The organism is Rhodococcus sp. H36-A4 (assembly GCF_027158005.1).
Classification (GTDB): Bacteria; Actinomycetota; Actinomycetes; order Mycobacteriales; family Mycobacteriaceae; genus Rhodococcoides.
The window spans coordinates 74,845-93,785 of the sequence record NZ_JAPVLQ010000002.1 but is presented as its reverse complement, the minus strand read 5'-3'; the positions used below and the strand labels follow the sequence as shown (position 1 = coordinate 93,785).

Below are 18,941 nucleotides of genomic sequence, written 5' to 3'. Positions count from 1 at the left end.
TCTCTTTCGTTCGAGGACGAGTTTCAGGACGCAGTGGCGTATGCGAAGCTGGAGAGGTGTTCGTTAAGCACTCGCAAGATAGTTTGCAGTGCAGTGGGTTCCATCATGCGATCGTGAATCGAGTCGACGTCGTGCGAGAAGATCTTCCCGCTGACATAGGGCGCCCAACTGGACGCGGCGCCGTGGGATCGGCCGTCGTCTGTGTCTTCGGTTCGTGCACTGAAGAACACGATGTCGCCGTCGAAGACGGGTGGTCGGTAGCCGGCGAGTAGTCCGAGCGCGTTGTTGTACGAGTTCGCAAGCCGCTCGATGTGCTCGCCCTGTACCGCGTCGGTGCCGAGGGTGTCCCGAACCAGTTGTGCTGCTTGCTCGACGGAGATGTCGGCATGACTACCGTCGATTCCGAGCACCGGTGCGAACTCATCGAAGAAACCGATGGCGCTCATCGGTTCCGGTGTCGCGAGTGCGCAGGATTCCATGTCCGGGTCCAGCATCGCGAGCAGGGATACTTCTTCGCCGCTCTGCCTCAGCCGCGCTGCGACGGCGTGGGCCACGAATCCACCGAACGACCACCCCAGCAGGTTGTACGGCCCGTGTGGCCGAACCGAGCGAATTTCCTCGGTGTACAGCTGGGCTACCTCGTCCAGGGAGGTGGGAGCCGTTCTGGTTCCGGTCAATTCGGGGGATTGTATTCCGTATACGGTCCGACCCGATTCGAGTGACGCGGCAAGCCCGGCGTAGCACCATGCCAGCCCGGATGCCGGATGAATGCAGAAGAGCGGAGTTTCGTCCGCTCCTGTTTGCAGCGGTAGAACTGTATCGAATGGATCAGTGGTAGAGCGGGATTCGGCGTCGTCGATGCAACGAGCCAGCGCCTCGACGGTCGGAGCACTGAACATCCATGCGACCGCGACGTCGACTGAAAGCTCTGTCCTGAGGGCGTCGGCGACACGTGTGGCGAGCAGTGAATTGCCACCGAGGGCGAAGAAGTCGTCCTGCGCTCCGATGGGCTCCGACGGGTCGAGCACCGCGGCGTACATCTGCGCAACGACGATTTCGGTGGCGGTCGCGGGCGGGGAGAAGCTCGAGCGCTCCGTGGTGGGCGCGGGTAGCTTCGTTCGATCGATCTTGCCGTTGACGTTTGTCGGAAGCTCGTCGAGCCGTACCACTGTCGACGGAATCATGTACGACGGCAGTGTCCGGGCCAGCTGGGCGGGGAGGTCTGCAGGAGCACTCTCGTCGGCGACGACGTAGGCGACGAGCCGGCGGTCCTGACCGACCGGATCGGCCACGACGACCGCGCGCCGCACACCGGGGACAGCGGTCAGTGCGCTCTCGATGTCACCGAGCTCGATACGGAAGCCACGAACCTTGACCTGGAAGTCGCTGCGGCCCAGATGACGAAGCTCGCCGTCGCGACCCCAAAAAGCGAGATCACCCGTGCGGTACAACCGGCTTCCCGCCGGGCCGAACGGATCTGCCACGAAGTGATCGGAGGTGATGTCCGGCCGCCCGAGGTATCCGCGGGCCAGTTGGTCTCCGGCTATGTAGAGTTCGCCGGCGACGCCCGGCGGGGTCGGCCGCAGGCGCTTGTCGAGGACGTGAATCCGGGTGTTCCATTCTGGTGTGCCGATCGGCACGCCCGTTCCGGGGGAGTCGACGTGATGGGCGGTCACCGATACCGCTGCTTCGGTCGGGCCGTACAGATTGTGCACTGCAGCCCAGGCCTGCAGTCGCGCTGCCAGCGTCGAAGGGAGTGTCTCGCCGATCGCCAGGATGTGGTGGAGAGAATCGGGCAGCGTGACGGTGGTGTGGGGGACGAGTGCGTCGAGGACGGCCGGGACCGTCGACAGGATTGTGATCTGGTTCTCCACCAGCGTCTCTCGCACTGCAGCCGTGTCGAGCGGTCCGGATCGGTGGAGGACTGCGGCAGCTCCGGTGACGAGTGGCGTCCAGTACTGCCACACCGAGATGTCGAAGGTGGCGGGTGTCAGAACCAGGAGCCGGTCCGTGCAGGTGACGTCGTACTGCTCGGCGTACCAGCGAAGTTGGTTGACCACGGCGCCGTGCGTGAGCGTGACGCCCTTGGGTCGGCCGGTGGACCCCGACGTGAACATCACGTACACGATGTTGTCGGTACGCAACGGAGCGAGTCGATCGACGTCGGTCACCACTGCGGCGTCGAAGTCCGTCAGATCGAGGCGATCGACCTCGATTGCCGAGGCGAACGCGTCTTCGCTGGTGGTGAGTACACAGAGTGGCTGTGCGGCGTGCAGGACCAGGTCGATCCGTTCGGCCGGGTGGCTCGGGTCGAGTGGGACATATCCCGCGCCGGCCTTGACCACCGCGGCCATGGCGACGATCTGATCTATCGACCGGCTCATCGCCAGTGCGACCAGAGTATCCGGCCCTGCACCGATCGAAATGAGGTAGCGGGCAAGCTGATTGCACCTGGCGTCGAACTCGGCGAAGGTCAGCACCTCGGACGTACCTGCCATTACGACGGCGGTGGCATCGGGGGTGGACTCGACCTGGTGATCGATCAACTGTGGCAGCGTCAGGAGTGGCACTGCTCGTGCCGTGTCGTTCCACGTGACCGAAAGCAGTTCGTGCTCTGCGGGTTCAAGAAGATCTATGTCGCCGACCCGAACGCTCGGGTCGTCGAGGGCTGCGTGCAATACCTTCAGCAGGCGAGCGCCCACCGACTCGACCGTCGAAGCATCGAACAGGTCACTCGCATAGGTGAACCAGCCTTCGATTCCCGTGCCCGGAGATTCGACGACGATGAGGTGCAGGTCGAATTGGGAGATACCGGCGTCGATCTCCACGCGTGACGCCTCGAGCCCGGGCAGCTCGAATGTGGTCGGACCCAGATTCTCGAACGAGAACCCGACCTGGAAGAGCGGGTGGCGTGCGGTCGATCGATGAGGCGCCAGAAGTTCGACCAACCGCTCGAACGGTATGTCGGCGTGGGCGAATGCCTGCAGATCATCCTCACGAGTCTGTGCCAGCAGCGCATCGAACCCAGCGGCGAGATCGACGTGGGTGCGTAACACGAGGGTGTTGACGAACATGCCGATCAGCTCGTCCAACGACTGCTCACCGCGGCCTGCGATCGGACTGCCGACCGTCACGTCTTCGGTGTCTCCGAGCGCCGCCAGCACGACGGCGAAGGCGCAGTGCAGCAGCATGAACATTGAGGTCCCCTGTGATCGTGCGAGTTCGACGAGCCGGGCGTGCATCGCGGCATCGACAACGAATGGGACTCGTCCGCCTCGGTAGCTCTGCTGTGGGGGTCGCGGACGATCGGTGGGTAGGTCGAGGAGATCGGGCACCTCGGCCAGTGCTTCGGTCCAGTACTGGACCTGGCGGTGCGCGAGCGAGTTCGAGTCGGCTTCGTCGCCGAGCAGCTCGTGCTGCCACAGTGCGTAGTCCGAGTACTGGATCGGCAGGGGAGCCCAGTCGGGCGCATTGCCGATCAGGCGGGCGGAGTAGGCCATCATGACGTCGCGCGCCAGTGGTCCCATCGACCAGCCGTCACCGGCGATGTGGTGGAGAACCATGACGATGACGTGCTCGTTGTCGCCGAGAGTGAACAGGGTGACCCGAAGCGGGACGTCGGTGGTGACGTCGAATCTGTGCGATGCCAGGTCCACGATGTGTGCTTCGAGCGAGCTGTGCGACACCTGCACCGGAGTGAGCGAACGAATGTGACCTGCAGGCAGGACTACCTGTACCGGACCGTTCTCCGTCTGCGGATAGACGGTACGCAGCACCTCGTGCCGTGCGATGACATCCTGCACCGCTCTTTCGAGCGCACCGATGTCGAGACTGCCGGTGAGCCGAATGGCCATCGGCATGTTGTATGCGGTCGAGGCCGAATCGAATCGATTGAGGAACCACATCCGCTGCTGCGCCGACGACAGGGGGACCTCATGTGGCCGAGATCCGGCGAGGAGTGTCAATCGCCGCGGGTGTGTTCCACCGTCGCGATCGACCTTGGTCGCCAGCGAAGCAGGTGTGGGTGAATCGAACAGATCCCGCAGTGCTACGGATGAATTCGCCGCATTGTTGATTCGTGAGACGACCCTTGTCGCGACGAGTGAGTTGCCTCCCAGATCGAAGAACGAGTCGTCGATTCCGATCGTGTCGATTCCGAGCACCTCGGTGAAGACGTCGACGACGAGTGTTTCGAGCGGTGTCCGCGGGGCACGGTAGCGGCGAAGGCGTCCGGAGAAATCGGGGGCGGGCAGCGACTTCGTGTCGATTTTGCCGACCGGTGTCAGTGGAATCGAATCGATGATCTGAACGAGTGTGGGGACCATGTAGCCGGGCAACCGCTCTTCGGCGTGTCGGCGCACCCTCTCGAGGTCGGCACCAGCCTCGGCCGGCAGCACGTAGGACACGAGAACAGTGGCGCCGGAGGGGCCTTGGGCGCCGACGGTGATGGCGAAATCGATACCGTCCACTTCCGTGAGCACCGCGTCGACCTCACCGAGTTCGACGCGGAAGCCGCGGATCTTCACCTGAAAGTCGGCGCGGCCGAGGTAGTGGAGTCGCAGCCCGTCCCAGCGTACGACGTCACCGGTCCGGTACATACGCACTCCTGAGTGCAGCGGATGCGGAACGAAGAGTGTCGAGGTCAGCTCGGGCCGGTCGTGGTACCCACGGGCCAGGCCGGGACCTGCGAGATACAGCTCACCGGCGACCCCGTCGGCGACCGGGCGGAGCCAGCTGTCGAGAACGAGAATCGACGCACCGTGGATCGGTACTCCGATGTCCACCGGTGAGTTCGGTTGCAGTGGAGCCGAACCCGTCGCCCAGATGGTGGCTTCGGTCGGGCCGTAGTGGTTGAGCATGATGCGCCCTGACGCCCACCGATCGATCACCTCGTGGCTCGGTGCCTCCCCTGCGACGGCCAGAACTCGGACACTGTCCATCGGGTCTACGGTGGCGAGCGCCGCGGGGGTGATGACCATGTGGGACACCTGTTCGTTCGCGATGAGATCGAAGAGGTCTTCGCCTGCCAGTACTGTGCTGGGGGCGATGACGAGTGTCGCGCCGCTGCCGAATGCCATGAGCGCTTCGGAAATCGAGGCGTCGAAGCTGGGTGAGGCGAAATGCAGCACACGCGAGTCGGCGTCGACTCGGAATTCCTCGATCTGCGTGAAGACGAAGTTCGAGAGTCCGCGATGCGACACCGATACCGCTTTGGGCTTCCCGGTCGAGCCCGAGGTGAAGATGAGATACGCGAGGTTGTCCAGATGCGGCGTCTGGACGTTGCAGTGGGTGTGGACGCTCGGGTATCGGTCCGCCGCGTCCAGCCATGTCACGTCGCTGGACAGGGTGGGAAGCACTCCCTCGACAGTGAGGCCGAGGTGTGCGCCGCAGTCGGCGAGCATGGATTCGATTCGATCTGCCGGGAGCGACGGGTCGATGGGCACGAACGCTGCGCCGGTGTGGACGACGGCCCACAGGGAAACGATGGACTCGATCGATCGCGGGATAGCTAGTGCGACCGTTGTTTCCGGCCGTGCGCCTCGTTCGATCAGTGCCTGCGCGAGCCGAGCAGAGGTCTCGTCGAGTTCGCGATAGGTCATTCGAGTTCCCTGGAAGGACAGGGCCGTTCGGTCCGGGTGACGTGCCACCGCGTAGGCCAGAATCTCGGCGAACGTCCGCACCTGCGTGCCTGGACCGCCGTGGATGCCCGCGGCGTGAGGGTGCGCGTCGAGCGCGATGACGGGGAGCTCCGGCTCGGTACCGATGAGTGTGAGGAGATGAATGCACTTCTTCAACAGAGCGAGGGCGAGATCACCGTCGATGGCATTGTTCAGGTACTTGAGCGTGATCTCGATGGATTCCCCGGGCACGATCAGCAGGCTCAACGGGTACGGGGTCGCGTCCTTGCCGACCGCGTCGAGTACCCGCATTCCGGCCAGATCGAGCGAGGAAGCGAGTGCCTCCCGGTCCACCGGGTAGGACTCGAACACGGTCATGGTGTCGAACAGTTCGGGCAACCCGGCAACCTCGTGGATTTCGCTGAGGCCGACGTAGTGGTGATCGAGCAAGCTCGCCTGTTCACCCTGTACGCGGGTCATCAACGAAGACAGTGACTCTCGTGGATCGAGCCGAACACGAACGGGGACGGTGTTGATGAACAATCCGAGCATGTCCTCGACACCCGTCAACGCAGGAGGCCTGCCGGACACCGTTCCGCCGAAGATCACATCGGTACTGCCGGTCAGCGAGGACAACATGATCGCCCACGCGGTCTGAATCGCTGTATTGATCGTGATGCCGTGGGTGCGGGTCAGGGAGTGGAGTGCAGCTGTGACGTCCTTGCCGAGCGAGCGCGAATGCTCACAGCCTGCGGTATCGGCCGCCAAACGGCCGGCAGGTGCGATCAGAGTGGGCGATTGCACGCCGAGCAGCGCGCTGTGCCACGCGTGACGGGAGGCATCGCGGTCCTGCGCGGCCAGCCATGCCAGATACTCGCGATAGGACCGGGCGGGGCGCAATCCGCCCACGCCGTCGAATGCTGCGTACAGCGTCAGCAGTTCCTGGATGAGCAGTGGCGTCGACCATCCGTCGAGCAGGATGTGGTGGTTGGTCATCAGCAGTCGATAGCTGTCCTCGGATGTTCGGATCAACGTGAACCGGATCAGGGGCGGCGCGGCCATGTCGAAGCGCGTCGCACGATCGGACTCGACGATCCGCTCGACGTCCTGCGCGGTCGTGCCGCTCCCGCGTAGATCCCTTTCGGTCCAGGCGACGTCGAGTTGATCGAGAACTATCTGGCGTGGCCCGCAATCCAGTTCCCGGAAAGCAACTCTGAGATTGTCGTGACGGTCGAGCAGAGCCTGCGCCGCGTCGCGCAGCCGCGACGCGTCCACCGTGCCCGCCAGCGTCAGCACGGACTGGACGATGTAGCTGTCCGGGCCGTCGGCGTCGAATACTGCATGAAAGAGCAACCCCTCCTGCAACGGGGAGAGTGGCCACACCTCGCTCAGTGCCGGGAATTCGTTTTCCCAGGCGTCGATCTCTTGCTGTGTCGTGCTCACGAGGGCGAAGTCCGACGGCGTGTGACGAGTGGTGGCCTCGGCCTGTGCGTGCAAGGCCACTGCCGCGAGGGACTCGAGCCACAGCTCGATCAGCGCATCGATGTCCGCCGGGTCGAACAGTTCGGACGCGTAACCGAAGGTGACAGCCAGAGTCGTTGTCGCATCGACCTGTTCGGCGACAGCGTTGATGTCGACCGCTGCCGGCAACGGCATGCTGCTATCGCGTCGTGAAGAGAACCGCGCCGGCATCCATGGGGTGTCGTCCGCGGTCCGCGCCCGACCGAGATAGTTGAACGAGATCTGTGGTGTCACTGCGATCTCCGCGACACCGAGGCCGTGACGCAACATCCCATAGCTGATGCCGTGGTCCGGGATCGACGCCAACGTTTCCTTGACCGCCTTCAGTGCAGCACCGGCGGCAACTCCGCCGGCAAACGCGTCGGCGAGGTCGATGTCGGTCGTATCGAACGCCACCGGGAAGACCGTAGTGAACCAACCGAGCGTGCGCGATAGGTCGGCGCCTGGTACGACGTGCTGTTCGCGTCCATGGCCTTCCATCATGACGACGGTCGTGCTTCGATTTCTCCACGCGCTCACGGCCATGGCGAGGGCGGTCAGTAGTGGCTCGCTCGGTCCGCATCCGAAGCGATCGGGGACGGTGGTCAGCAGGGTGTCCGTCAGCGCTGCGGGCACCGTCACCATCGTCTCCGCTCGGGTGGAGTCGACGTCCATGTCGGGGTCGAGTGCACGCCGACCGAGCAACGGATCGTGCGTCTGTGCGACGGTTGTCCACCTGGAGCGCTCCGACAGATGCTCGACGGCGTGCTCGGCGAGGCCGTGTGCCCATCTGCGCAACGAGGTTCCGGTCTTCGCGAGGGTGCATCCGGCGGCTGTAGTAGCGAAGTCCGGCAACAGGATTCGCCAGGACACGCCGTCGATGGCGAGGTGATGCACAACGATCCAGAGTTTGTTCTCGACCCGCGCGAACTGGATCACCGTGCCCTCGGCAGGGTCGAGGCGATCGGCCGCGTGATCGAGTGCGCGGTCGAGATCTCCAGTGGCGACGGTGTACACCGCGCGGGCGTCGATCGATCCCGGCGGCAGGATCTCGTGAGTCTCGCGCAGTCGCGATCGTAGTGCGTCGTGGTGATCGAGGAGCCGCGCGGCGGCCGATATCAGCGTCTCGTCTTCGGTGCCGGTGGGAAGGGTGATCAGTACGGCTTGGCTGTAGGTGCGGAAGTGTCCGGTCTCGATCATGTCCGCCACGATGGGAGTGGTGGGGACCTCCCCGATGGCGTTGCCGGGCAGTTCGACCAGGACGGGCGTAGCCACCACGTCGGTGGCGACGGAGGCAAGTCCGGCAACAGTTTTGCGCTCGAATACATCGCGAGCAGTGAAGACGATTCCGGCGGACTTGGCGCGTGAGACCAGCTGGATGGAGATGATGCTGTCCCCGCCGAGCGCGAAGAAGCTGTCCTCGGCGCCTACCTCGTCCACTCCGAGCACCTGCTGAAACAGCTCGGCCAGTGCGAGTTCACGCGGAGTCGACGGCGGTCGCGAGGAAGTCCCGACGTCGAAAACCGGAGCGGGGAGAGCGGCCCGGTCCACCTTGCCGACCGGCGTCATCGGCACCGCGTCGAGGACCATAATCGTCGACGGAACCATATATGCCGGAAGGGTTCCCGACAATGCTGCCAGAATCGACGCGCTGTCGAACTCCGATCCTGGGGCAGGCACCACGTAGGACACGAGAACGGTCGCCCCGGTGGCGGTGGTATGGCCGAGCGTCGAGACGAAGTCGGTGTTCGCTGCGGCCGAGATGGCGGCGTCTACCTCGCCCAGTTCGATGCGGAATCCGCGGATCTTGACCTGGAAGTCGCGTCGGCCTGCGTACTCGAGCTCGCCGGTTCGAGTCCAGCGCACGAGATCACCGGTCCGATAGAGTCGTTCACCGGGTGAATAGGGGTCGGCGACGAAGCGCGCAGCCGTCACCCCGGGCCTGTTGTGATACCCGCGGGCCATGCCCGCACCTGACAGGTACAGCTCGCCCGTACCTCCGGTCGGTACCGGCTGCAGCCACCGATCGAGGACGAGAGCGGCGGTACCGCGTATCGGTGTTCCGATCGTGACCGATTCCCCCACCTCCATCGGAGCACTGAAGGTCGAGGTCACGGTCATTTCGGTGGGGCCGTAGCCGTTGAACATTCGTCGGTCGCCTGCCCACCGGGACAGCAACTCGGGCGGGCAGGCATCGCCACCGACGACCACGTCGGTAAGCTGCGGAAGATCTCGTGGATTCAGGGTGCCGAGCACCGCAGGCGTCACGTCGATATGCGTAACTCGTTGTGTGCGCAACAGTTCGGTGAATTCTTCCCCACCGAACAGTCCGGGGGGTACGACGACGGCGGTGGCCGAGGCGCCGAATGTCAGCAGCAGCTCCGAGAGGGATGCGTCGAAGCTCGGCGAGTAGCTGTGGGTCATCCGGGACGTCGAGGACAACGCGAGGCGTTCGATCCCGTCGGCGATCAGATCCGCGAACCCGCGGTGCGTGACCACGACACCCTTGGGAGTTCCGGTCGACCCGGACGTATAGATCACGTATGCCGCATTGTGCGGACGGACCGGTGAGATGCGATCGGCGTCGGTGACCTTCGCCGCGGAGTATCCGGAGAGGTCGGTCGAGGGGAACGCGTGGTCGACGACGATGCCCGCGTGGGAGTCGGTGAGCAGATGGTCGATGCGTTCTCTCGGGTAGCTCGGATCCACCGGTACGAAGGCCGCCCCTGTCTTCGTCACGGCCCACATCGCCAGGATCGACTCGTACGACCGTGACATCACCACCGCAACAGCTGTTTCGGGCTGCGCCCCGCGGTGAATCAGCAACCGTGCGAGTCGGTTCGACCGATCGTCCAGTTCTCGGTACGTCACCTCTCCGGTATCCCACGCGATCGCCACCGCGTCCGGACGCAGCGCCGCGGCGTCGGTGAGGATCGTGGGCAGCGTGCGCATCGGGCCCGGTTCGACGCCGCGGTGTACGGCTGGGTCTTCGGTCATCGCCAACCGCGTCACCGGCGCATACGGATCGGCGAGGAAGCGGTCGAGGAATGTCAGGAATCGTTCGTGATGGCCGGCGAGTTCGTCCGCCGAATACAGTGCAGGATTCGCTTGGAAGTCGAGATGGGTACTGCTGCCACCGATACCGGGATAGACGTTGACGAACAGGTCCTCGATCATTCCCGAGGTCAGTACATGCAATCGACCGACGCAGCTGCCCAACATGATTCGGGTGTCGAACATCATCATGTTGACCGAAGGACCGAACCCGGACACTTCGCCCCCGAGGTCACGAGCGATATCTTCCTGACGGTATCGCTGCCGACGCAGTGACCCGGTGAGCTCGAGTTGCGCAGACCGCACGATGTCGGCGACCGAGGTGTGGCTCTCGCACCGCAAGCGCAGTGGCACCACGTTGGCGACCATGCCACCGGACCGTCGCAGCGACGCCGTCGTGCGGGCCGAGACCGGCAGGCTCAGAGTCACTTCGGCGCTGTCGGTGGCACGAGCAAGGTAAGCGGCGAACGCGGCGACCGTCACCGGGGCAATACTCGACTGCAAGTCTGCAGCAACAGCGGCGAGTCGAGCCGCCGTCGCCGGTTCGAGTTCTCCGCGCTGCAGCCGGGGGTGCGCTGCGGCCGGTGCGGAACGCCCGGCGAGGCTCACGGGATCAGGAAGACCGGCGAGGTGTTCGCGCCAGTAGTCGCGGTCGGTAGCGAACCGGGCCGAGGCGCGGTACTGCTCGTCGGCGTCGACGATCGCGTGCAAATCCTCCGCAGTGGAGGCCGACGCGCCGGGGCCGTCGGTGTACAACTCCGCGCAACGCTTCAGCAGCGTCATCGCACCGTAGCCGTCGAGAGCGATGTGATGGATGCGCGAGTACCAGAACACGAGGTCGTCACCGACCTGCAGAACCGCCATGCTCACCAGGCGATCGGTAGTCATCCTCAGAGGCGAGGAGTACTCCGCGCGCATCCAGGCGTGCGCTGCGGCGGTGGGATCGGGTGCATGTCTGAAATCGACCGTCGGAACCGAATCGTCGACGTCCGGGTCGACGGTCTGCATCGGCATGTCGTCCACCTCGACGAGGCGGAGATATCCGGTACCGAATTCGCGGCCCGCGGTCATCGCGGCGTCCACCAGTCGCGGGACGTCGATACTGCCGTGGATCTCCACGAACTGCGCGATGGAGATCGGTACATCGCCTGCGAGGTGCTGAGCAAACCAGATTCCGCGTTGAGCTGCCGACAGTGGGAAGATTGTGGATGAAGTCTCAGGGGAGAAGTTCATGCATTTCAACCTCGTCCATCTGCGTGCCTGCAAACAGGCACCCTGGGGTGATAGCTGCCCACCCCGGGTTGAGGTGAACACCCACCCTTGGTGAGCGCACCGGCCGCCCTCGGCGGCTACTAGGGCACAATGGCGACGATGCCTGATACCTCTCGGACCCAGCCCCGCCTCGTCGCCAGCGACGTCGACGGCACCCTTCTCGACGCCCACGAGCGGGTCAGTGAGCGCACTCGACGAGCGGTTCTGACCATGGTCGGGGAGGGGACCCCCTTCATCCTGTCGACCGGACGACCGCCGCGATGGATATCACCCGTCGTCGAGCAACTCGGCTACGCACCGATGTGTGTCTGTGCCAACGGCGCGGTGATCTACGACAGTGGCACCGACCGGATTCTCGACACACAGACGCTGTCAGCAGAGACGCTGCAGTGGCTTGCCGACGTCGCGTACTCGGTGTTGCCCGGTTGCGGGCTGGCGGCCGAGCGGACCGGTAAATCGGCACACGATGCCGCGACCCCGCAGTTCGTCAGTTCACCCGGTTACGAGCACGCGTGGCTCAACCCTGACAACACGGAAACTTCCGACACCGAGGTGTTGGAAGTTCCGGCAGTGAAACTTCTCATCAGATTGTCCAGTGCGTCGAGCGGGGACATGGTCGCCGCTCTCGAACCGCTGATCGACGGCCGGGCAGATATCACGTTCTCCACCGACAACGGCTTGATCGAACTGTCGGCGCCCGGTGTCACCAAGGCATCCGGTGTCGCCATGGTCGCGGAGCGACTGTCGGTGGCGGCGAAAGACATTGCTGCGTTCGGCGACATGCCCAACGACATCCCGATGCTGAAGATGGCGGGCCGAGGCGTAGCCATGGCAAACGCGCACCCCGCCGTCCTCGCTGCAGCCGACGAAGTGACGGTGAGCAACGTGGACGACGGGGTGGCGGTGGTCCTCGAACGCTGGTGGTGACTTCTCCGGACTAATTAGGCACAGCCATATTCGGTCGCAGGCTCGACGAAACCGTGGGCTCCTCTGCGATAGCCGCAATCGGTAGCCGCTGTTTCCGTGCCCTCGCCGATGCGTATATGGGCGGCCGATGTGCGTTCAATGGCTTACGTTTCGACTACCGCAGATCCGCCGGTAAAATTGGGATTGATCTGCAGTGGATGCAACATTGGGTCGAATCGGGTGCAGATGGGCGCGCGGGTTCACTTTTCAAGACTGCTCCAGCGTTGTGAAACCATGGCCGCATGACAGTTCGACCGTGCACCGATGATTCGCCGGCTCAGTGGCTACTCACTGCGGACCGCGACTGGTCGAACCTAGCTGTCCGCGGGCCGCTCGGATTCGAGGCATACGCGCGCCTGCGTTTCATCCCGGACCCGACCCACCCAAGCCAACGCGCGCAGGAATCTGACATGAGCCGGCACTCCCTGCCAGAGATCACACAACTCTCCATCGCAGTTTCGCACCTCGCCAACCACACCACCACACCCGACAACTGCTACTTCGCCATCTGGGAAGGATGGGGCGGACTCGAACTCGTCGGACCGGTGCAAGTCCCGTTCATCAATCGTGAAGCAGTCTTGTTCAACGGTGCCGCCGACGATCTCTCGACATGGGTCGACTCGCGCGATCACACCAGCCCCGACAACTTGCCGATTCCAGCATTCGTCTGGCCTGCCGACCAGGCTTGGTGTATCGCCAACGACGTCGACTCCCACTTCGCCACCATCGGCGCGAGCTCCCATGCAATCGGAGAACTTCTCGGTGACACCACCATTGATGTCACCGAAGACGATCCCAGCCGTCCGCAACCCTGGTACATCGACTAGAGCACACACAACCGCTGACGCCGAAACCCATCCGAGGGCGGGGCTGTCAGGGAATACTGCACGTTTTGGATACTGCACATCCCCCGGTGTCAGTTTCAGAAGGCGACTGCACGATGTCAGAAGTGGACAGCACTACTCCACCCTTCCGTACCGGTGTCACTGCGCGTCGCGTTCGCATTCTGAAGCAAGGCACATCGAACGATCCTGCCTCAACATGGCATAGACCACTGTGTTCGTCCACTGACCCTCGCAGCGCCAGTCCGCAACGAAGTGAGCCTCCCGGCGCATGCCGAGCCGTTCGGCAAGCGCAGCGGAGGCGGTATTCCGACCATCCATTTCGGCGATCACCCGATGCACCTCCGGCACGGCAAACACGACGTCGTCGAGCAATGTCTGCACCGCCTCGGTGGCGTACCCGCGCCCGCGCGCATCAGCAGCAAACACCCACCCCAACTCCAACGTCTGCTCTTTCTCAGTAGCGAACCAGGCTGCGACGTTGCCGATTACAACCCTGCCTGCCTCGACGACGAGATTCACACCGCCATCATCGAGACTCGTTCTTCTGCAACGTTGTTCAACCTTGTTTCGAGCCTGTGCCTCATCCCACGGATCATGACACAAGTACTTGCAGACCTCCGGGTCGCTGTAGTACCGCAGCAAAGCACCCGCATCGGTCGAACGGTATGACCTGAGAATCAACCGGTCGGTCTTCAGCTCCATACAGTCAACGATGCCACGTCCATCTCCTGGACCAGTCATGTGAGTTTAGAAGACATCCACATCCCGTCGGAAGTTGATGACTTCACCCACCTCTCGCGATCGCCAGAGAGTCTCGTTCAATATATGAGACGTGGCAGTTCAAGGTTGAAAACCTATGCAAGAAAACGGGATTGAAGCGATCATCTCGTAAAGCAACGTGACGCTCGCACGGGTCGAACACGCCAGCTACGGAGAGATCTACACAGAACGGTACGGCACCTCGACATACCCGCTGCCCCTGTCAGGGTCCAGGGCCCACACCTTGCTCAGATCTCGTGGATCGCGTCGGATCACGAACTGGCCCAACTTCTCTCGTAGAGCGATCCATGGTTTCAGAGCGTTCGAGAAGTGCTGGATGTGGTGGATGGCGAACCCCGCCCGAGTCAGGCGGCGCCGTATGACGGGAAGGAAATCCACCAGGAATGCGGTCTCGTCCACCACTGTCGACGTCGACAGAGCATTGTCGGCGTCGTTGCTGCTGGTCCACTGCGCAGCGGTGCTCCGGCGGATTCCGGTGTGCACGTCCGCGTGATAGGCCGCGATCGCCAGGGGCAGTCAGCGTTCCAATTCTCGTAACGTCAGTCCAGCCGTGCCCTTCGAGTCGTAGCTGCCTCGTTCCGTTGGGTTCGAGAACGTGGTGCCGTGGAGTTCGTGAACCTGGGTCATGACGGTGCCGAGGATGCGTTCGACGATCCCGCAGTAATGCGGTCGAGCGAGTGGTCGGTAACCGAGGTCGATGCCGTGCTGCTCGTAATCGAACACCCTCCGACTGCGAAGGTGCTACGGGGGCCTCGCTGGTTCAGGTCTGGTAGGAATGAGCCATGGCATCCGAATCGCCGAAAGGCGCATGACCAGCTCGCGCGTATTCCGGCCCGGTCCTTTAGCCGGCCACGGCACTGATCTCTGGCTGCTCGACGTCGGAAAGCCCGTCCTACTGCACCGCACCCGAGACGGATCCACCGCGACGCACGTCATCCCCGGTGGCTCCTATGGTTCCGACATCGTCGGCCACACCCCGCGGTGGTTGCATGCCGACGGTTTGGGCTGCTGGATCGTCGGCGCCGACGGAATTGTCCACTGCGACCACACGGGCATTGTCACCACGGTCCAGGCCACCCGGATATCAGGATCAGCTCTGATGAACGGCGAATTGGCGACGTCGGTAACCGGTGTCGACGAGCTCACCCTGCGCACGGTGGGCGGTGTGTTTGCGACTGTCGGACTTCCGGCCGAGGTGCGGACGATCTACCCGTCAAGCCACGGGTTCGTGATACTGATGCGCACCGGTCGCTATGAGCCGGGAGTGCAACGCGGATCGTGGTGCGCACATGTGGGACTCGACGGAACCCTTGCGCTCGGCACGGCATGGGAGATTCGTCCCTGGCGCGGGTTGGACACTGTGGTCGACGTGGGAACGCAGATCGCCGTCGGCAAGGGTGCCTCGTTCGGGCAGGTGCTCGACACGGAACTGACGCCGGCGTTTTCGCTGCCGCTGACGTCGGAGTTTCCGCCCTGGGCGACGGCCGCAGGTGTCTGGATGGTGATGCGATCGTCCAGACTGGTTCATAGACTGGGTGATTCGGCGTTTGCGACGCAGTCCGACATGGCGCAGCCTCATTTCACCTACTTCTGTCTCGACCGCGGCCTGACGCGTCCTGAGCGGTGGGCTGGTGCTCCTGGGTTTCCGATCGGCCTGGCGGTAGTACCGGAGCTCGGCGAATTGTGGATCTCGACGATGACCGGCACGTTCGTCGGTGCGACCGGGTCGGGCCCGGTGTCGATGGAAGAAGTCGAATTCGATTCACTCCCTAACCTTCCTGTCACCGCGCCGCTCGAACTGGGCGATCCGGACGAGTGGACCGAGCGTCAACGCATCCGATTGCTGGCGGAGAACAAAGCCGCGGGCCTGCTCGACATCGAGATCGACGGCTGGTTCCCCACCACGACGTTGATTCTGACGTTCCGCATTCGAGGGATGAACGGCGTCTGTGCACGGTCGGTGTCCGTCTTCGATCGTGACGGTCGGCCGCGGTTGTGGCCGGGCGCGCCGACGTTGATGGAGTGGATCAACCTCGACATCATGGAGGCGGGCGGTCTCGAGCGTCTGCGCAAGAAGGAGCCCGGGAGGTTCGGGTATATGTGGACGTGATTTCTAGTGGAGCGGCTGAGAGGCACGTACCTCGGCCCAAGTGCACAAAGACATTTTCGCGGGACAGTTTTGCCTCATGACCATGTACTGGTAAATCTACGAGTACGTAAAGGAGTGGGATCTTCCGCTGATGCTCGGGCCCCGTTGCCGATGACCAGGGACGCAGAGCCCGGTCGCGGTTCGAACGCAGCACGGGCTCGACCGAATTCGAGTGTCGGATGGTCCGCGCCGCGTAGCGATCTTCGGTGTACCGCTTGCGAGTGATGGGATCGACTTGTCTTGTGCGACAAAGTCGGTGAGGTTTATCGCCGAATCGGCTCCGCCGGGAGCCCGCTCTCATCGAGCACAAGCCACGGCACCAGGCCCTCCGCCTGATCGACGCGGCCCCATAGTGGCAACCTGATCGATCTGATATCCCGCTGCACATCGTTGAAACACCTGCACATCACCTCTCCTGTTCGAGGTGATGTCTACCGATCCGGAGGTCTATCCGTGGTAGGAAGGCGTGTCGCCCCGTAACCCGGTCAACAGATCGAACCCCGCCGCGGCGTCGGCCGCAGCGGGGCCCGAAACCTACGGCGCCGGTGCTACCTCGGGTGCGGCAGGAGCCGGTTCGATCGGAGCCGACACGGCACCTTCGTCCATCTTCTGCTGGTAGGTGTCGTTGTAGGTCTTGATGACCGTAGTGACGATTCCGGTTGCTTCGTTGAAGATCAGCGACCCGTTCTCGAAATCGGTGCGCAGGCCCTCAGGGACGCGGTATTCATCCGTACTCGGAAGTCCGAGATCACCGTTCTCCCCACCCAGGGCGAGGAACTGCTCGAAGATTTTGCCGATCACCGCGACTGCTTGACCGGCGATGGTCGTGAAAATCGAGCCGTTGGCAAACCCGGCGGACTGTCCACCCTTGACCTGGACGAGGCCGCTGACCGGGCTTCCGAGAATTCCGGTTTCGCCGCCCGAAGCCAACCACTTCTGTGCGATCGGGTTCTGATCGGCGAGGCGGAGCAGTTCGTCGACGAGAGCCGGAACTCCGGCACCGAGCGTGCTGCTGACGTCCGTTCCCGCGGAGTTAGGGGTCTGTGCCTCCGGTGCTGCTGCCTCCAGGGCCGGTTCCGCCGGATCGGTCTCTGCAGGAGCAGAACTCACCTCGGCACCGCCCAGCGACGCCTCGGCGATATCGCGAATCTCGTCCAGCTTTGCGTAGGCACCGTCGCCGGGGCATGCGGTGTTCCCGACGTCACGGTGCGCAAAGATGACCGGCAGGTCGACGCTCTGGCCTTGGCCGACGAACGTGAACTCGGTGCCCTCGGACGTCATCGTCGTGCTGCCCTTGGGGTCGAGTCCGGCGAGTCCGAGACGCCAACCGAGGAACGACCCGACCGAATCGATGGTCGCCTGTGGTGGCGCTTCGGTGGAGAAGTCGCCCATCATGGCGATGCCCATGGTGTTTTCGTTGAACCCACCGGCGTGTGCACCCTGCACCGGCTTGTCCAAACCGCCTGCGCGGCCTTCGAATATCTGGCCGTACTTGTCGACCAAGACGTTGTAACCGACGTCGCACCAGCCGAGTGTCTGGGCGTGGTAGGCGTAGATGGCCCGCACGATCTCGACCGACTCGGACTTCGAGTACTCGTTGCTGCCTGCGGTGTGATGCACTGTCGCGCCGCCGAGGAAGTCGTCGTAGTCCGGGGTGGCGCAACGAATGGATTCGTCTGCGCCCCACTGTGACCGCGAGATCACCTTCGGGCCCGTACTTCCCGCGACAGGTGTCGCGAGATCACTGAGTGTGGCGTCCGCGGGGGACGTACCGGGCTGAATCAGGACGGCACTGATGCCGTCGATGGCCGACGCAAGCGGAGTGTCCTGCTGACGCAACGGCTTCGAGACGGACGCGGGTGTGTAACCGAGTGGCTGCTCGGGAGCGGGCGCCATCTCCGGAGCGGGCGCTGGAGCCGGTGCCGGGACTGGGGCGGGCGCCTGCGGTCGCGGAGTCATCAGCAGCTGAACTGCCTTGGTTGCTCCCACGAAAATCGGCTCGGTGCCCTGCTTCTCGGGTGCGGTTGCCGCGTCGTCGACGCCTGTGTCGACGGGTTCGGTTGCGAGCCAGGGGCCCCAGGATCCGTCGTCGAGCTGGCGACGAATCTGCGCCGACGCGTTGTCGAGACCCGTCGACGTCAGGGCCACCATGCTGAACGGGGTGTCCTGCTTCAGTTCCTTGACGACAGCGCCGAGTGGCGCGCCGGGATCGTCACCGGCAGGAGGAGTTACCGGAGCCGACACGTCGCTCGGTGCCAGCGGAACCGGCGCCTGTGCCGACGGTATCGAGGAGTCGGGGACCGTCAGGCCGGGGATCTCCGGTATCTGGAACGGCGGAATGGCGATGTTGTCCGGGAGCGGCAGGTACTTCAGATCGGACAGGCGGAGGTCGGGCAGCGGAAGACCAGTCAGTTCCCTGAGGGGGATGACGATGTCCGGTGCTGCCGCCAGAGCCGTTTCGACGATCTTGGTAGGCACTGTCACCGGGGTGGTCTCGTTGGCCGATCGAACATCGGTGGACGCAGAATCGCCGGAGATGCTGTACGCCGCGAAAGGGCTCGCGACGGCCAGCAGGGCGACAGCGCCGAGAACGATCGACGGCTTCGTTCGACGGTGCAAGGCGGTACTCCTGGTTGTAGGCGAACTGTTCATGAGGTGGTGCGTTCCGATGTGGCGGTACTGGCTACAGCCACATGGGTCACATCCACCCCATCCGACACAAGGCTAAACCTTAGCTTGAGAGTTAGCCATCGCGAG

At 63.7% G+C, this 18,941-nt stretch carries 8 protein-coding genes; 3 read left to right on the top strand and 5 right to left on the bottom strand.

The window, feature by feature from the left end; all coding sequences use genetic code 11:
* Window positions 1-23 precede the first annotated feature (23 nt).
* Complete coding sequence (locus tag O1W68_RS05265) at window positions 24-11,405, bottom strand: amino acid adenylation domain-containing protein (RefSeq protein ID WP_269301866.1); 11,382 nt, start codon at window positions 11,403-11,405, stop codon at window positions 24-26.
* A gap of 129 nt (window positions 11,406-11,534) precedes the next feature.
* Here O1W68_RS05265 and O1W68_RS05260 point away from each other — a divergent pair, with 129 nt between their 5' ends.
* On the top strand, window positions 11,535-12,371 hold the full coding sequence (locus tag O1W68_RS05260) for an HAD family hydrolase (protein WP_269301865.1): 837 nt from the start codon (window positions 11,535-11,537) through the stop codon (window positions 12,369-12,371).
* Between the two features lie 281 nt (window positions 12,372-12,652).
* The gene (locus tag O1W68_RS05255; RefSeq protein ID WP_269301864.1) at window positions 12,653-13,237 is read left to right on the top strand and encodes a hypothetical protein; all 585 of its coding nucleotides are present in this window, start codon (window positions 12,653-12,655) and stop codon (window positions 13,235-13,237) included.
* A 156-nt stretch (window positions 13,238-13,393) separates the two neighbouring features.
* Here the strand turns inward: O1W68_RS05255 and O1W68_RS05250 are convergent, their stop codons facing one another.
* The 3 genes from O1W68_RS05250 to O1W68_RS05240 form a co-directional block, all read right to left on the bottom strand.
* Complete coding sequence (locus O1W68_RS05250; protein ID WP_269301863.1) at window positions 13,394-13,957, bottom strand: GNAT family N-acetyltransferase; 564 nt, start codon at window positions 13,955-13,957, stop codon at window positions 13,394-13,396.
* A gap of 237 nt (window positions 13,958-14,194) precedes the next feature.
* Window positions 14,195-14,518 carry a Mu transposase C-terminal domain-containing protein gene (locus O1W68_RS05245; protein ID WP_269301862.1) on the bottom strand — a complete coding sequence of 108 codons (324 nt, stop codon included), beginning with the start codon at window positions 14,516-14,518 and terminating at the stop codon, window positions 14,195-14,197.
* Between the two features lie 33 nt (window positions 14,519-14,551).
* Window positions 14,552-14,758: a hypothetical protein gene (locus O1W68_RS05240; RefSeq protein ID WP_269301861.1), complete on the bottom strand. Its 207-nt coding sequence runs from the start codon at window positions 14,756-14,758 to the stop codon at window positions 14,552-14,554.
* Window positions 14,759-14,843: 85 nt separating this feature from the next.
* On the opposite strand from O1W68_RS05240, the gene O1W68_RS05235 reads away from it, so the two are divergent.
* The gene (locus O1W68_RS05235) at window positions 14,844-16,145 is read left to right on the top strand and encodes a hypothetical protein (RefSeq protein WP_269301860.1); all 1,302 of its coding nucleotides are present in this window, start codon (window positions 14,844-14,846) and stop codon (window positions 16,143-16,145) included.
* Window positions 16,146-16,718: 573 nt separating this feature from the next.
* Here the strand turns inward: O1W68_RS05235 and O1W68_RS05230 are convergent.
* Window positions 16,719-18,836 carry an N-acetylmuramoyl-L-alanine amidase gene (locus tag O1W68_RS05230; protein ID WP_269301859.1) on the bottom strand — a complete coding sequence of 706 codons (2,118 nt, stop codon included), beginning with the start codon at window positions 18,834-18,836 and terminating at the stop codon, window positions 16,719-16,721.
* Between the last annotated feature and the right edge of the window lie 105 nt (window positions 18,837-18,941).

What these genes read in the sequence shown, in the direction of transcription:
- O1W68_RS05230 (WP_269301859.1), bottom strand. Translation starts at nt 18,836, where the DNA reads ATGAACAGTTCGCCTACAACCAGGAGTACCGCCTTGCACCGTCGAACG.
- O1W68_RS05260 (WP_269301865.1), top strand. Translation starts at nt 11,535, where the DNA reads ATGGCGACGATGCCTGATACCTCTCGGACCCAGCCCCGCCTCGTCGCC.
- O1W68_RS05265 (WP_269301866.1), bottom strand. Translation starts at nt 11,405, where the DNA reads ATGAACTTCTCCCCTGAGACTTCATCCACAATCTTCCCACTGTCGGCA.
- O1W68_RS05250 (WP_269301863.1), bottom strand. Translation starts at nt 13,957, where the DNA reads ATGGAGCTGAAGACCGACCGGTTGATTCTCAGGTCATACCGTTCGACC.
- O1W68_RS05255 (WP_269301864.1), top strand. Translation starts at nt 12,653, where the DNA reads ATGACAGTTCGACCGTGCACCGATGATTCGCCGGCTCAGTGGCTACTC.
- O1W68_RS05235 (WP_269301860.1), top strand. Translation starts at nt 14,844, where the DNA reads ATGACCAGCTCGCGCGTATTCCGGCCCGGTCCTTTAGCCGGCCACGGC.